Source organism: Pontibacter sp. LHS1 (assembly GCF_058932855.1).
The window spans coordinates 1-13,322 of the sequence record NZ_JBZYWF010000009.1 but is presented as its reverse complement, the minus strand read 5'-3'; the positions used below and the strand labels follow the sequence as shown (position 1 = coordinate 13,322).

The window sequence follows — 13,322 nt, the reverse complement described above, 5'->3', positions numbered from 1 at the left end:
TTTGTAGCATCTTGAACCTTATATATTAGTGGTAGTATTTCGTTTAGGGTATGTTTAAAAAGGTTCTTAAGTGGCTGCTTATATTAGCAAGTATAGCCTTCATTGGCTTTGTAAGTGTTCTTCTGATGATCATGTCTGCCTTTGGCGCCTTTGACAAGGATTACACAAAACAGGAGCTGATCGAGCATTACGATTCCAAACAAGCAGAAATGCTTGCGCTAAAGTCTTACTTCCAATCCATTGTACCTGCCCATCACACCGTAAAAATCGAATTTACAGACAATAATGAGCTAAACATTTTTCATATAGCCACTTTAGACACAGCCACAGGAAAAACGCTGCGTAATAACAATTGGGATTTGGAGATTAAATCTACTAGAGTTGATTCTATGATATCTTCATTAGGCTGGTCACGTGAAACACTAAAGACCCTTAAAGCGAAATTGGATGAAGCCGGATGCATTTCGGTAGCAAGCAGCAGTCCTTTTAACATCGGCTTTCAGCGAAGTGGTATGGGTATGTATTTTTATAACCTGTTCGATGAGCCTATACCAGATAGCATGAGAGCGAATTACAATGATGGTTGTACTTATGTATTGTATACGGATCGGGTAGTGCTAGAATACGGTGGAGGAGCAGTTGGACCACAGTGTTTTCCTTGGTGAAATAAGATAAGCTAAATATACCATGCAACCATCACACTCCCGTTAGGGTCTTTCAGGTATAGACCTTTACCATAACCCAACGTTCCCCATGAGCAAAAGCATATTATTGTCAGGTATAGCCCTTGTGGCGATGAGCTTATTTTCTGGTTGCCAGAAAGAGATGGTAGACGAAGGACCCAACACACCCAATATCCGCCCGCTGACGGTGCAGGAGCAGAAAACGGTAACCAGCTCCAACGACTTCGCTTTTAGGTCCTTTGCAGAGCTGAGCAAAGCTGAAGAGAGTGAAAATATTTTCATCTCGCCGCTCAGCATCAGCATGGCCCTGACCATGGCTTACAACGGAGCGGATGGCGAAACAAAACAAGCCATCGGGCAAACGCTTGGCTTTGAGGCGGCCTCTGATGAGGAGATCAACAAGTCCTTTAAAGACCTGGTAGCTTTGCTGCAAGGTATAGACAAGAAGGTGATCTTTACCTCGGCCAATTCTCTATGGCACAGTAACCTGGTGCGGCTGCAGGCACCTTTTATCCAGACAAACAAGGAGTACTTCAACGCCACCGTGCAGGGTCTTGACTTTGCTTCGCCCGCCTCTGTTGGGCAGATTAACAACTGGGTGAAGAACAGCACCAACAACAAGATCGACAAAATATTGGATGATATACAGCGTGATCAGGTACTGTTTCTGATCAACGCCATTTACTTTAAGGGCACCTGGACCTATCCTTTTGATAAGAACCTTACAAAACCGGGGCAGTTCCAACTCGAAAACGGCAGCAGCATGACCCACGATTTCATGACCATGAAGAAGGGCGAGTACCTGCACTACCGCGATAATACCGTAGACATGATCGACCTGCCTTACGGAAATGAGCAGTACAGCATGACGATTGTGATGCCAAGCGGGGATAATACCGTGCAAAGCATTATCCCGCAGCTAAGCCCAGCCAACCTGTCGAAGTGGCTTGCAGAGGGGCGCAGTGTAAGTTGGGAGTTGCAAATGCCTAAATTTAAGATGGAATACGAAGAAGAGCTGAACTCCATGCTGATCAACCTGGGTATGGGCGTTGCTTTTTCGGGCGGGGCGAACTTCAGTCGCATGATAGAGGGGCATAACAATCTGGCTATCTCACAAGTGAAGCACAAGACCTTCGTAGAAGTGAACGAAGAGGGTACAGAGGCCGCAGCCGTCACCTCAGTAGGTATAGAGTTAACCTCTATGCCGGCCAGTTACCGTGTAGACCGTCCTTTCGTGTTCATGATCCGCGAGAAATCCTCGGGTGCCATTCTCTTCATCGGTAAGCTAATGCAGCCTTAATAGCGGGAGGTATAGTTTTTATCTTCCAGGTATAGCAATCAGGGCGCTTTTGTGCGGGAAACTTTGCTAATGTGTGTTAACTTTGTCTAGCACTTACCTTAGCAGCATGAAATCTATCCTGATAAAGAACGCACAGCTTGTAAACGAAGGAAGCATTACCACAGCCAATGTATTGGTAAAAGAAGGTCGCATCGCACAGATCGGGCAAGGTATAGAAGCCGAAGCCGACGAGACGATCGACGCCACCGGCCTGCACCTGATTCCCGGTGCGATCGACGACCAGGTGCACTTCCGGGAGCCGGGCCTGACCCACAAGGCGAATATCGAGACTGAGGCGAGAGCAGCTGTGGCAGGCGGTACTACGTCGTTTATGGAGATGCCGAACACGGTGCCAAACGCTACAACGCAGGAGTTGCTCGAGGACAAGTATAAGATTGCCGCCGAGACCTCACTTGCGAACTACTCCTTCTACATGGGAGCCACCAACGACAACCTGGCGGAGGTGTTGCTCACTAATCCGAACACGGTTTGCGGTATTAAGATTTTCATGGGTTCTTCCACGGGGAACATGCTCGTGGACAATGAGCAGACACTGGATCAGATCTTCGCCAAGGCCAAGCTGCCGATTGCCGTGCATTGCGAGGACGAGCAGACCATCCGCGACAACATGGCCATTTATGAGGAGAAGTACGGCGAGGATATACCGGTGAAGTGCCACCCTGAGATTCGCAACGAAGCGGCCTGCTTTAAATCATCTTTTCTGGCCGTGAAGCTGGCTGAGAAGCACAATACCCGTCTACACATCCTGCATATTTCCACTGAAGAAGAACTGAAGCTGTTCCGCAATGATATTCCGCTGGAGCAAAAGCGTATTACCGCGGAGGTATGCGTGCACCACCTCTGGTTCGACAAAGAAGACTACGATAAGTTTGGGACACAGATCAAGTGTAACCCGGCTATAAAAGAGCACCGTCACAAGGAAGGCCTTCTACAAGGACTGCTGGATGACAAACTCGATGTGATCGCCACTGATCATGCGCCACATACCTGGGAAGAGAAGCAGGGCAAGTACAAGCAGGCACCGAGCGGTGTGCCGTTGGTGCAGCACTCGGTGCAGATGATGCTGGAGTTTGTGAAGCAGGGCAAGCTGACGATCGAGAAAGTAGTAGAGAAAATGAGCCATGCGCCTGCCATCCTGTTTAACGTGCGCGAACGCGGCTACATCCGCGAAGGCTACTGGGCCGACCTGGTGCTGGTAGACCTGAACAAGCCTTACACCGTTTCCAAAGACAATACCTACTATAAATGCAACTGGTCACCTTTTGAAGGCCATACCTTTAGCAGCACCATCACCCATACCTTGGTTTCCGGTCACCTGGCCTTTGCCAACGGCAAGTTCGACGAGAGCAAAAAAGGGGAGCGGCTGTTATTTGACAGATAGGCTGTGGATTTAACCAGAAAGGTATAGGTATGGAAAGTATTATGTCACTGCAGTATGATTGGGTAAGAGGATCGCGGGAAGTCCTCCTGCAATACTGTGAAACCATTTCAGCAGTGGACTTTTGCCAGGAAAACAGCTCCTTCGGAAGAGGAAGCATCCGGAACATGCTGGTGCATATCGCCAATACCTATGAATTCTGGATCGGGCAGCAGGCATTGCAAAAGGAGATGATTTTCACCACTCACGAGTCTGTGGAAAACATTGAAGAAGCGCGGCAGCTGTTCGATGCTATTGATGAACTGATGAGTGAATTCATAGCTTACTTCAGCCGAAGTTATCTCGCTAATCTGAAGGTCAACATTAACGATGCGAGCACCAAAGCTAACCCGCTCAAATTGTTTACTCATGTCATCACACACGAGTACCATCACAAAGGGCAGGTTCTTTCGCTGAGCAGGCACCTGGGCTATACGCCTGTTGATACGGATATCATACGCTAGGTTGAAGAAGGGGATTTCCTTCGATGGGAAATTTCAGGTATCAGGAGATAGAGAACAAGCAAATGGAGTTAAATAAATTCAAGGAGTTGCATGCCCGCTTTTTTGGAAAAGAGCTACCAGAGGAGGTGCTGCAGTCGGAGGACTACGAGGCGTATGAAGAAGCCATTCATGAAGACGAGGCCTGCTACAACTGGGCTATTACCGAGAAGCTGAAGAGCAAAGGCTTTGACTACCAAAATTACTGTTGCCTGATGATGGCCGACAAGGTATACGAAAGCCTGGATGCCGACGGGGAAATCAGGTATGACGATCCGGAGGTAGTGATCAATCAGTGGGATGAAGGGCTGTACGGTATACCTGTGCACAACGGCAGTGCTACCATGGTGGTCATAAACTACTGCCCCTGGTGTGGCACGAAGCTAAATAAGTAAATGTTATACCCTGCGAGGGCTAATTTGTAAGTCTAAAGAAAACAGAGAGATACGAATTTTATTCAAAAAAATGCGTTCTGCGTATTGTAAATAAGAAAACGACACGTATATTTGCATTCTCAAACGAGACACGGTGGTTGTAGCTCAGTTGGTTAGAGCACCAGATTGTGATTCTGGGGGTCGTGGGTTCGAGACCCATCTTCCACCCCAAGCCCTTGAAGCAAACCTTCAGGGGCTTTTTTTATTTATATTGCATGTGTGTCTATTCACTCATTCAAAAATCACTCATTCAAAATTAAAAATATGAGCTTAGTAGTAGTCGGTTCGATGGCGTTTGATGCGCTGGAAACTCCCTTCGGAAAAACAGATAAGATCGTAGGCGGTGCCGCCACATACATTTCGCTGTCGGCTTCTTACTTTGTGAAGCCTGTGAACGTGGTATCAGTAGTGGGGGGCGATTTCGACCAGGACCACATTAGCCTGATGCACCAGCGCAATATCAGCACCGAAGGTGTGCAGGTAAAGGAGAACGAGAAGTCTTTCTTCTGGTCTGGTCGCTATTTCAACGACATGAACAGCCGCGAAACACTGGTAACGGAGCTGAACGTACTGGGCGATTTCGACCCGATCATCCCGGAAAGCTACCAGAACTGTGAGTACCTGATGCTGGGCAACCTGGCGCCGCAGGTGCAGCGCACCGTGCTGGAGCGCCTGACTAACCGCCCGAAGCTGATCGTGATGGACACCATGAACTTCTGGATGGACATTGCCATGGAAGAACTTCAGAAAACGATCGGTATGGTAGACGTGCTGTCTATCAACGATGAAGAAGCGCGACAACTGAGTGGTGAGTACTCGCTGGTGAAGGCTGCCCGTAAGATCATGGCGATGGGGCCAAAATTCCTGATCATCAAGAAAGGGGAGCACGGCGCCCTGTTGTTCCACGACGACAAAGTATTCTTCGCGCCGGCCCTGCCGCTGGAGGAAGTATTCGACCCGACCGGAGCTGGCGATACATTTGCCGGTGGCTTCATCGGCTACATTGCCGCGACAGGCGACATCAGCTTCGATAATATGAAGCGCGCAATCATCCACGGTTCGGCTATGGCGTCATTCTGCGTAGAGAAATTCGGCACTGAACGTCTGAAGAAATTGGACCAGCAGGAGATTGACAGTCGCGTACAGCAGTTCGTTAATCTGGTGGCTTTCGATACCATATTGTCTTAAATATAAGTAATTTATATGTTTTTAAAAGGGAAGCTTCGGCTTCCCTTTTTTGTTTTCTGACAGGTATATGATGTAAGCTAAATTGCATTAAAATGCAACAAAGTGAAGCTTGCGGTGGTAAACCTATACTAGAACTCTTAATGAAGACAACTATGAATAGCGATAAAAACAACCAGAAGGGAAACTTGCAAAAGCAGGGGGAAAAGAACTCGACCTCTAAAATTGAGAACAAGCGTCAGCAGGAAGGATACAACGAACGCGTTGCAATAGACCCCGCTAAAAAGCTGCAGCAGACCGATGATTCTAAAGTGCAAAACCCAAACCGTAATCTGGCACAGGGTGGTAACAACATGCCTTATAAAAAGAAGTAAAATAACAACGCGACTAAACCCAACCTGGCGATAGGTGCTAACAACACCCCTTACCATAAGTAAGTGCGTCAGGAATACAAAATAAGACTATGAAAAAGGAGAGGAAGGCCCAAGGGCTTTCCTTTTTTTATGTCCTTTTTTGAGCAGGTATAGCGCTAGGTTCAGGTTTGCTGTTTATTTTTAGATTCCTTCACCACGAAGCCATTTATGCAGCAATACGACATTTGTATACTGGGAGCCGGACCGGGCGGTGCTACGGCAGCCCTGCACCTGGCCAACAAGGGCATCTCCTGTGTGCTACTTGACAAAGCTATATTCCCCAGGGACAAAGTATGCGGCGACGCCCTGAGCGGCAAAGTGGTGAATGAACTGAAGCGTATCGATCCCAACCTTCCTGCCTTGTTGGGCGAACAAAAAGAGCAGCTGCCTTCTTGGGGCATTCATTTTATCTCGCCAGCCGGACACAAACTGAGCGTGCCTTTCAAGTACAACTACGATTCCGCACAGGATATACCTTCAGGTTACATCTCCAAGAGGATAGATTTCGACAACTTCCTGATCGAGCAGGTAAGGCAGCGGCCTGAGATAACACTGCTGGAAGGTATAGACATCGCTAAAGTGGAGCGAAATAGTCAGGGCTTTGCGTTGACAGACAAGAGCGGACAGCTCCAACTGAATACCCGCTTGCTGATTGCCGCCAATGGGGCACACTCGGCCTTTGCGCGGCACGAGGCAGGTATAAAGCAGGAGCCGGAGCATTACTGCGCCGGCCTTCGGGCCTATTACAAAAATGTGGCGGGGCTGGACAAGGATAACTTCATCGAACTGCACTTTCTGAAAGATTTCCTGCCGGGCTATTTCTGGATTTTCCCGCTGCCGGGTGGCCATGCCAATGTCGGCGTAGGTATGCTGAGCGAGACGGTAAGCCAGAAGAAGGTAAACCTGAAAAAGGAAATGCTCCGCATGATAGAGAGCCACCCCGAGTTCAGGCAGCGCTTTGCCAATGCCGAACTGATAGGCGATATCAAAGGCTATGGCCTGCCGCTGGGTTCTAAGAAGCGGGTGATTTCTGGCGACAACTACATGCTGGTGGGGGATGCCGCTTCCCTGATAGACCCTTTTACCGGCGAGGGTATCAGCAACGCCATGATCAGCGGTCGCTGGGCGGCTGGGCAGGCTGAGCTGTGCCTGCAACAGCAAAACTACTCTGCCGACTTTATGCAGAGCTACGACAAGGCAGTGTATAACCGCCTCTGGAAGGAGCTCAAGCTGAGTCGCCGCATGCAACGCCTGCTGGACTATCCGTGGCTTTTCAACCAGGTAGCGAGCAAAGCATCCAAAAACCAGGCACTGGCCGAAACCATCTCTTGCATGTTCACCGACCTGGACCTGCGGGAGCGACTCAAGCAACCGTCTTTCTATCTCAAACTGCTTTTTAACTAAAACTCCTGTTTCAACCAGAATTTAAAGTTCTGCTTCTCGGCGTCTGTCGCGTCTGGACGTTTGGTAACGCTATACTTTGTGTAATAGGTTTGCTGGCTTGGCTGCAACCTTACCTGGCGAAGCTGTTTATTTCTGAAAAGCGTCAGCTCTATACCTTGGTTGAGGTCCATGTCAGCCAGCAAAGGCTGCAGGTTTTGCTCGATTTTCCGTCCGTTTACTGCTATCAACTCATCCTCTAAACTTAATGCCGTACTGGCAGGTGAGTTAGGTGCAATGGCTGTTACTTTGGTTGTTTGCGTGTCAGCAACCGTCTTAAACCCGAAGAGCCGCTCCGCGATCATGGCGTTTTCTTCTGCCTTAAGCGTGCAGCCCACATAGCGCAAGGCTTCGTCTAAGGCATCTTCTATAGGCGCGGTGCCGTTGATATACTGTTCAAAATAATGCCCGAACTCTTTGCCTCCGACACGTAGCACGAGCTGTTCGTAGTCCTGTTCGGTATAGCCAATACCACGTTTGCCGAACTCCTTCCAAAGGTGGCGCATCACCGCGTCCAGGCTAGCTTGATTGACGGTAGCACGGCGCAACTGCAGATCGAGCAGCAAAGCAGTAAGTGCGCCTTTGATGTAGATGGATACTTTGCGATCAGGTATACCGGGTTTGTAGCCGTCCAGCCAGAGGTCGAAAGAGGAGTCGGCTACAGACATATGGTGGCGACTGTAATCGGCGAAGTAGCGCTGCAGTGTCGTGTTTAGTTCATCGAAGTACTGCGCTGCTGTAAACACGCCCGAGCGGGCCAGCATGTAGTCGCCATAGTACGTTGTTATACCTTCAGCCACATAGCCCGTCCGGAAGTAATTCTCCCCAGTAAAATCATAAGGCAGCATTTCTTTAGGCCTGATCTGCTTGACGTTCCACGTGTGGAAGAGCTCGTGTGAACTCACGCCTAAGAATTCCTTGTATAGAGCAGGCGTCATCAGCAGTTCCCCGGGGCCCAGCGTGATGACCGTAGAGTTAATGTGCTCCACTCCGTGATAGAAGCGGTAGGGGAGGATTTCGTTTAGATAGTGATAATCCGCCACCGGAAAATCGCCGAACACTTCCAGCTGCTCTTCGGTGAAAGCATCGAAGTCCTTTTTGATCCGCTCCCAGTTCGGCCGGCAGTCGCCCTGTATCCAGATGTGGAAAGGTATACCGGCCACGGTATAAGTCTCTTTTTGAAGAGAGGGACTTGCAATCAGCGGGCTGCCCACCAGCTGGTCGTAATTCTCAGCCTGCAAGATATGCGGTTCCGTTTCGGGTAGTCCGCAGGCGATCTGCCAGTTAGCAGGTATAGCCAGTTGCAATTGCTGCGGCTCTTGCTCGCGGCCTTCTACCGCCATCAGGCAGTTGATGCCGTTCAGGTATAGCTGCTCCTCGTCGAGCCAGGAACCACCGCCGTCCATCTGCCGGGCGTAGAAGCTGTAGCGTATCTCGATCTGCTCTGCACCATTTGTCTCAACCAGCCATCGGTCCTTGGTGACCTTGCGCACAGGTATAGCCGTGCCGTTTGCATGGGCCGTAACACCGCGCAACTTCTGGGCAAAGTGCTGCAGCTCGTAGCGGCCCGGGCGCCAGGCAGGTAGCTGCAGGTATAGCTCCTGTTGGCTGTAATCAGGTATGGAGATGGTGATATACAGAAAGTGCGTGAGCGGATTGGAGTAGGAAATATGGTGCCGGATCATAACAGGTGATGGTATGGGGTTCGGTATAAAATTAAAGTAATTTGTGCTTAACCCAGGTATACGGGGCTTCCAGGCCGTTCAAATTAAGGTATAGCTACGCGTTCTAAATGGTTTAGAATGATCAGAAAGCCCTTTTTTCTGTATTTTTTGAAATAATATAGGAGGTGGGATTGCTATTTTAGAAAAGCTTCCCTAATTTTGCAGGCCATAATAAAACCATTGGCAGACGATGAAAAGAACATTCCAGCCTTCGCAGAGAAAAAGAAGAAACAAGCACGGTTTCAGATCAAGAATGGAAACCGCTAACGGAAGAAGAGTGCTAGCTAGCAGAAGAGCTAAAGGCAGAAAGAAACTGACTGTTTCTGACGAAAGAAGACACAAGGCTTAATTTTCGGTTGTGCTTTGCTCAATCCGGAGCCGCTCTATTATTGAATGGACCCCGTGAATGAACGATAAAGCTACGCAACCGAATTCCTATACATTTTCGAAAGAAGAACGCTTGTGCAGTAAGCGCCTTATCTCGCTGCTGTTTAGCAAGGGTTCTTCTTTTAATTTGTATCCGCTCAGGTTTGTGTACCACACACCTGAAGATGCTCTTTCTGACAGTACACAGTTGGTTATATCGGTGTCGAAGCGCCACTTTAAGCGTGCCGTCGACCGCAACCGCCTGAAGCGCCAGATACGTGAGGCTTACCGCCTTAACAAGCACCTTCTTACCCAGCATCAAGGGCAGGCACCCCGCCTCCTTGCCATTATTTACATCGGCAAGGAAAAAAAATCCTTTGATACAATCCAAAAAAAACTAATTTCCGGTTTGGAACGTTGTTTGACTAGATAGTCTTACCCCGCCCTAAACCCGGAATATTATGTATAAGAAGTCTATAGCCGGCCTCCTCATTGGCTGCCTTGCGCTGACCCTCTTCTCCTTTAAGACAGAGTCGGAGCGCTATTTCGAAATTGCCAAAAACCTCGACGTTTTTGCCACGCTTTTCAAAGAAGTAAATACCTACTATGTAGACGAAGTGCCGCCTTCCAAACTGGTGCGCACAGGTATAGACGCGATGCTCAAGTCGCTCGACCCTTATACCAACTACATTCCCGAAGACGATATTGAAGATTTCAGAACCATGACCACCGGGCAGTATGGCGGTATCGGTGCGCTCATTGGTAGCCGCAACAACAAAATTGTGGTGCAAATGCCCTACGAAAACTCCCCGGCTCACAAAGCGGGGCTGGTGATCGGTGACGAGATCGTTAAGATCGACGGCGTAAACGTTTCGAGCAAGACTACTTCCGAAGTGAGTAAGCTACTGAAGGGGCAGGCCAACTCCACTGTAAAACTCGAAGTGCGCAGCTACGGTCAGAACAAATCCCGGACAGTAGAGCTCACCCGCGCCAATATCATGGTTGACAATGTGCCTTACTATGGCATGATCGACAATGAGATCGGCTACTTCCAGCTGTCAGGCTTCACAGTGGACGCCTCTAAGGAGGTAAGGACTGCCGTGCAGAAACTGAAAGAGCAGGGAGCAAAGAAGATTATTTTCGATTTGCGTGACAATCCGGGTGGTTTGCTGCACGAAGCCGTGAACATCTCCAATCTGTTTGTTGACAAAGGCCGGGATATCGTTAGCACCAAAGGTAAAGTAAAGGAGTGGAACAAAACCTACAAGGCGCTGGATGAACCCCTTGATAAGACCATGCCTATGGTCATCCTGACCAGCTCACGAAGTGCTTCGGCATCAGAGATTGTGGCTGGTGTGATGCAGGACTATGACCGTGCCGTGCTGGTAGGGGAGCGCACATTCGGTAAAGGTTTGGTGCAGGCTACCCGTCCGCTTTCCTATAACTCGCAACTAAAAGTAACAACTGCCAAGTACTACATCCCGAGCGGCCGTAGCATTCAGGCGATTGACTATAAGCACCGTAATGAAGACGGTAGCGCCGGCAAAATTCCGGATTCGCTTAAGGTGGCTCATAAAACAGCTGGTGGACGTATCGTCTACGATGGCGGCGGTGTAAGCCCGGATGTGGAAGTTACCCGTAAGGCTTACTCTGAAATTGCCAAAACGATTGCAGTCAAAGGTTACTTCTTTGAGTACGCCAACAAGTATAGAGCCGAGAACCCGACTATACCTTCAGCCAAGCAGTTTAAGCTGACTGATGCCGATTACCAGAAGTTCATCGCTTTCCTGGAAGACAAAGACGTGAACTACACTACTAAGATAGAACGTGAGCTGGAAGACCTGACAGAGCAGGCGAAGGATGGCAAGCACCTTGATGACATCAAGCTGGAGCTGGATGCCATCAAGAGAAAGGTGTCGCATAACAAGTCAAATGACCTGATGCGTTTCCGCGCCGAGATACAGGAAATGCTGGAGGCTGAGATCGCTTCCCGCTACTATCTGCAGAAAGGCTATATTGAGTCCTCGTTCGATGACGACCCGGATATACTAATGGCAAAGCGTGTGCTCAGCGATCAGCAAGAATATGCATCTTACCTGAAAGTGAAGTAAAAAGATAAGGTATAAACAAAAAGGGTGATGCCGGTCCGGTGTCACCCTTTTTGTTTCTTAGTCTTTCGGCCGTACTTTTGTCATCTCATTCATTATAAGTTCAATTATGCCACTACTGCTTGCGCTCGAAACCTCTTCTACTGTATGTTCTGTTGCCTTATATAAAGGAGCGGACCTGCTTGGGGCATCTGAGCTGCAGATTGAAAAGTCCCACTCTTCCCATATTACGGTCATGATTTCGCAGCTTGTCGAGAACTGTGGCTATACCCTGCACAACCTAAGCGCTGTGGCTGTTTCAGGAGGACCAGGGTCTTATACCGGTTTGCGTATAGGCAGCTCTACTGCCAAAGGCCTTTGCTACTCGCTGGAAATTCCCCTGCTGGAGATATCTACTTTATATGGATTGGCAAAGCAGGCGATCGATAGCGTACCTAATGCACAGGGCTACTTGTTTTGTCCCATGATCGATGCACGACGTATGGAAGTCTATACCTGTCTGCTCAACTCCAACCTGGAGGAGCTGATGCCGGTTACACCTGTGGTCTTGGACGGGCAAAGCTTTGAGGAACAGCTGGCCGGACAACCGATCATTTTCTTCGGAAACGGTGCAGGCAAGTTCAAAAACTTGGTAGAGGGAAATAAGCATGCGCTGTTCATTGATAGTATACAGCCATCTGCAAAACCGATCGGTCAGCTGGCGATGGCGAAGTACGAGCAACAGGCATTCGAAGACGTGGCCTATTATGAACCCTTCTATCTGAAGGATGTTTATATAACAAGTCCTACTAAGAACACGATTAAATAAGCTATAGCAATGTCAGATATAATAAACAAAGTAGCACAAAGCGCACTCGTGACGCTAAACCTGGAAGAGCTGCTTCATCCAGGTGAGCGGGTAGTGTATGATATTAAAGATAACCTGTTTCAGGGTTTGATTCTTCGGGAGAAGGATTTCAGAGCCTTCGTGAAAGAGCATGACTGGTCCATGTATGCTGGAAAGAACGTGGCCATCATCTGCTCAGTTGATGCCATCGTGCCGACCTGGGCCTATATGCTGCTCGCGACAAAGCTTCAGGCGCATGCTAACTATTATGTTTTTGGAGACCTGGAAGCATTGGAGCAAGCCCTGATGCAAGAAGCAATTGCCAAAATAGATCCGGAAGACTATCGGAATGGCAAGGTTGTCATCAAAGGATGCGGCAGTATACCTGTTCCAACTTATGCTTATGTAGAGATTATGCGAAAACTCTTGCCAGTGGTAAGTAGCCTGATGTATGGCGAACCATGTAGCACAGTTCCATTATATAAGAAGCCAAAAACAGCATAGACTGATTTTAGCATAAGACAAACAGCAGGGCCCTTTCCAAAAGAAAGGGCCCTGCTGTTTTATAGATGTAGGTAAAGTGTAGATAATAGAGGACTAAAAAGTAATTAGGGTGTAGCGTAGTGCAAGTGAAAGAGAGAACGAAGAGAAAAAATAATCAGGTATGGAACTTCAAGGAAGGCAAATGCTGTTACGCTCTAGCGCGCAGGGAACTGACGCAAGTAGCATAGGGCATATCCACAGATTGCAGAAGCAGTCTTCTTATGTGTTACCGACTAAACAACCTATTTTTTTGGAGTGATAAAGAGCTCTGAAAACAAACATACTCTTAGCAATGCAGGTAATAACAGCCTGTATTGTTAAGA

Annotated in this window: 14 protein-coding genes and 1 tRNA gene; 14 read left to right on the top strand and 1 reads right to left on the bottom strand. The window is 48.6% G+C overall.

Translation table 11 applies throughout. The annotated features are described in order from the left end of the window. The first annotated feature begins 50 nt into the window (after positions 1 to 50). The 9 genes from AC5FXQ_RS16245 to AC5FXQ_RS16205 all read left to right on the top strand — a co-directional run bounded on the left by AC5FXQ_RS16245 (position 51) and on the right by AC5FXQ_RS16205 (position 7,396). On the top strand, positions 51 to 665 hold the full coding sequence (locus AC5FXQ_RS16245; protein ID WP_493603472.1) for a hypothetical protein: 615 nt from the start codon (positions 51 to 53) through the stop codon (positions 663 to 665). Positions 666 to 753: 88 nt separating this feature from the next. Next, complete coding sequence (locus AC5FXQ_RS16240) at positions 754 to 1,983, top strand: serpin family protein (RefSeq protein WP_493603471.1); 1,230 nt, start codon at positions 754 to 756, stop codon at positions 1,981 to 1,983. A 106-nt stretch (positions 1,984 to 2,089) separates the two neighbouring features. Next, complete coding sequence (locus tag AC5FXQ_RS16235) at positions 2,090 to 3,424, top strand: dihydroorotase (protein ID WP_493603470.1); 1,335 nt, start codon at positions 2,090 to 2,092, stop codon at positions 3,422 to 3,424. A gap of 29 nt (positions 3,425 to 3,453) precedes the next feature. After that, positions 3,454 to 3,924 (top strand): DinB family protein, encoded by a 471-nt coding sequence (locus AC5FXQ_RS16230; RefSeq protein ID WP_493603469.1) that lies wholly within the window; start codon positions 3,454 to 3,456, stop codon positions 3,922 to 3,924. Positions 3,925 to 3,986: 62 nt separating this feature from the next. Beyond that, complete coding sequence (locus AC5FXQ_RS16225) at positions 3,987 to 4,355, top strand: DUF6980 family protein (RefSeq protein ID WP_493603468.1); 369 nt, start codon at positions 3,987 to 3,989, stop codon at positions 4,353 to 4,355. Between the two features lie 133 nt (positions 4,356 to 4,488). After that, positions 4,489 to 4,565, top strand: a tRNA-His gene (locus AC5FXQ_RS16220). Between the two features lie 93 nt (positions 4,566 to 4,658). After that, positions 4,659 to 5,582 (top strand): PfkB family carbohydrate kinase, encoded by a 924-nt coding sequence (locus AC5FXQ_RS16215; protein ID WP_493603467.1) that lies wholly within the window; start codon positions 4,659 to 4,661, stop codon positions 5,580 to 5,582. A 152-nt stretch (positions 5,583 to 5,734) separates the two neighbouring features. After that, complete coding sequence (locus AC5FXQ_RS16210) at positions 5,735 to 5,953, top strand: hypothetical protein (protein WP_493603466.1); 219 nt, start codon at positions 5,735 to 5,737, stop codon at positions 5,951 to 5,953. 207 nt (positions 5,954 to 6,160) lie between these two features. After that, a complete protein-coding gene (locus tag AC5FXQ_RS16205; protein WP_493603465.1) occupies positions 6,161 to 7,396 on the top strand; it encodes an NAD(P)/FAD-dependent oxidoreductase in 1,236 nt (411 codons plus the stop codon). Here AC5FXQ_RS16205 and AC5FXQ_RS16200 read toward each other — a convergent pair. Continuing rightward, positions 7,393 to 9,117: a M61 family metallopeptidase gene (locus AC5FXQ_RS16200; protein ID WP_493603464.1), complete on the bottom strand. Its 1,725-nt coding sequence runs from the start codon at positions 9,115 to 9,117 to the stop codon at positions 7,393 to 7,395. The two genes, AC5FXQ_RS16205 and AC5FXQ_RS16200, sit on opposite strands and share 4 nt — an antisense overlap. A 229-nt stretch (positions 9,118 to 9,346) precedes the next feature. On the opposite strand from AC5FXQ_RS16200, the gene rpmH reads away from it, so the two are divergent. From rpmH to AC5FXQ_RS16175, 5 genes are all read left to right on the top strand, one after another. Continuing rightward, on the top strand, positions 9,347 to 9,505 hold the full coding sequence (gene rpmH / locus AC5FXQ_RS16195) for a 50S ribosomal protein L34 (RefSeq protein WP_007659000.1): 159 nt from the start codon (positions 9,347 to 9,349) through the stop codon (positions 9,503 to 9,505). A gap of 57 nt (positions 9,506 to 9,562) precedes the next feature. Further along, positions 9,563 to 9,955 (top strand): ribonuclease P protein component, encoded by a 393-nt coding sequence (gene rnpA / locus AC5FXQ_RS16190; RefSeq protein WP_493603463.1) that lies wholly within the window; start codon positions 9,563 to 9,565, stop codon positions 9,953 to 9,955. A 28-nt stretch (positions 9,956 to 9,983) separates the two neighbouring features. Then, positions 9,984 to 11,633 (top strand): S41 family peptidase, encoded by a 1,650-nt coding sequence (locus AC5FXQ_RS16185; RefSeq protein WP_493603462.1) that lies wholly within the window; start codon positions 9,984 to 9,986, stop codon positions 11,631 to 11,633. 106 nt (positions 11,634 to 11,739) lie between these two features. After that, positions 11,740 to 12,438: a tRNA (adenosine(37)-N6)-threonylcarbamoyltransferase complex dimerization subunit type 1 TsaB gene (tsaB, locus tag AC5FXQ_RS16180; protein WP_493603461.1), complete on the top strand. Its 699-nt coding sequence runs from the start codon at positions 11,740 to 11,742 to the stop codon at positions 12,436 to 12,438. 9 nt (positions 12,439 to 12,447) lie between these two features. Beyond that, positions 12,448 to 12,960: a DUF2480 family protein gene (locus tag AC5FXQ_RS16175; protein ID WP_493603460.1), complete on the top strand. Its 513-nt coding sequence runs from the start codon at positions 12,448 to 12,450 to the stop codon at positions 12,958 to 12,960. Positions 12,961 to 13,322: the final 362 nt, after the last annotated feature.

What these genes read in the sequence shown, in the direction of transcription:
- AC5FXQ_RS16245 (WP_493603472.1), top strand. Translation starts at nt 51, where the DNA reads ATGTTTAAAAAGGTTCTTAAGTGGCTGCTTATATTAGCAAGTATAGCC.
- AC5FXQ_RS16240 (WP_493603471.1), top strand. Translation starts at nt 754, where the DNA reads ATGAGCAAAAGCATATTATTGTCAGGTATAGCCCTTGTGGCGATGAGC.
- AC5FXQ_RS16235 (WP_493603470.1), top strand. Translation starts at nt 2,090, where the DNA reads ATGAAATCTATCCTGATAAAGAACGCACAGCTTGTAAACGAAGGAAGC.
- AC5FXQ_RS16230 (WP_493603469.1), top strand. Translation starts at nt 3,454, where the DNA reads ATGGAAAGTATTATGTCACTGCAGTATGATTGGGTAAGAGGATCGCGG.
- AC5FXQ_RS16225 (WP_493603468.1), top strand. Translation starts at nt 3,987, where the DNA reads ATGGAGTTAAATAAATTCAAGGAGTTGCATGCCCGCTTTTTTGGAAAA.
- AC5FXQ_RS16215 (WP_493603467.1), top strand. Translation starts at nt 4,659, where the DNA reads ATGAGCTTAGTAGTAGTCGGTTCGATGGCGTTTGATGCGCTGGAAACT.
- AC5FXQ_RS16210 (WP_493603466.1), top strand. Translation starts at nt 5,735, where the DNA reads ATGAATAGCGATAAAAACAACCAGAAGGGAAACTTGCAAAAGCAGGGG.
- AC5FXQ_RS16205 (WP_493603465.1), top strand. Translation starts at nt 6,161, where the DNA reads ATGCAGCAATACGACATTTGTATACTGGGAGCCGGACCGGGCGGTGCT.
- AC5FXQ_RS16200 (WP_493603464.1), bottom strand. Translation starts at nt 9,117, where the DNA reads ATGATCCGGCACCATATTTCCTACTCCAATCCGCTCACGCACTTTCTG.
- rpmH (WP_007659000.1), top strand. Translation starts at nt 9,347, where the DNA reads ATGAAAAGAACATTCCAGCCTTCGCAGAGAAAAAGAAGAAACAAGCAC.
- rnpA (WP_493603463.1), top strand. Translation starts at nt 9,563, where the DNA reads ATGAACGATAAAGCTACGCAACCGAATTCCTATACATTTTCGAAAGAA.
- AC5FXQ_RS16185 (WP_493603462.1), top strand. Translation starts at nt 9,984, where the DNA reads ATGTATAAGAAGTCTATAGCCGGCCTCCTCATTGGCTGCCTTGCGCTG.
- tsaB (WP_493603461.1), top strand. Translation starts at nt 11,740, where the DNA reads ATGCCACTACTGCTTGCGCTCGAAACCTCTTCTACTGTATGTTCTGTT.
- AC5FXQ_RS16175 (WP_493603460.1), top strand. Translation starts at nt 12,448, where the DNA reads ATGTCAGATATAATAAACAAAGTAGCACAAAGCGCACTCGTGACGCTA.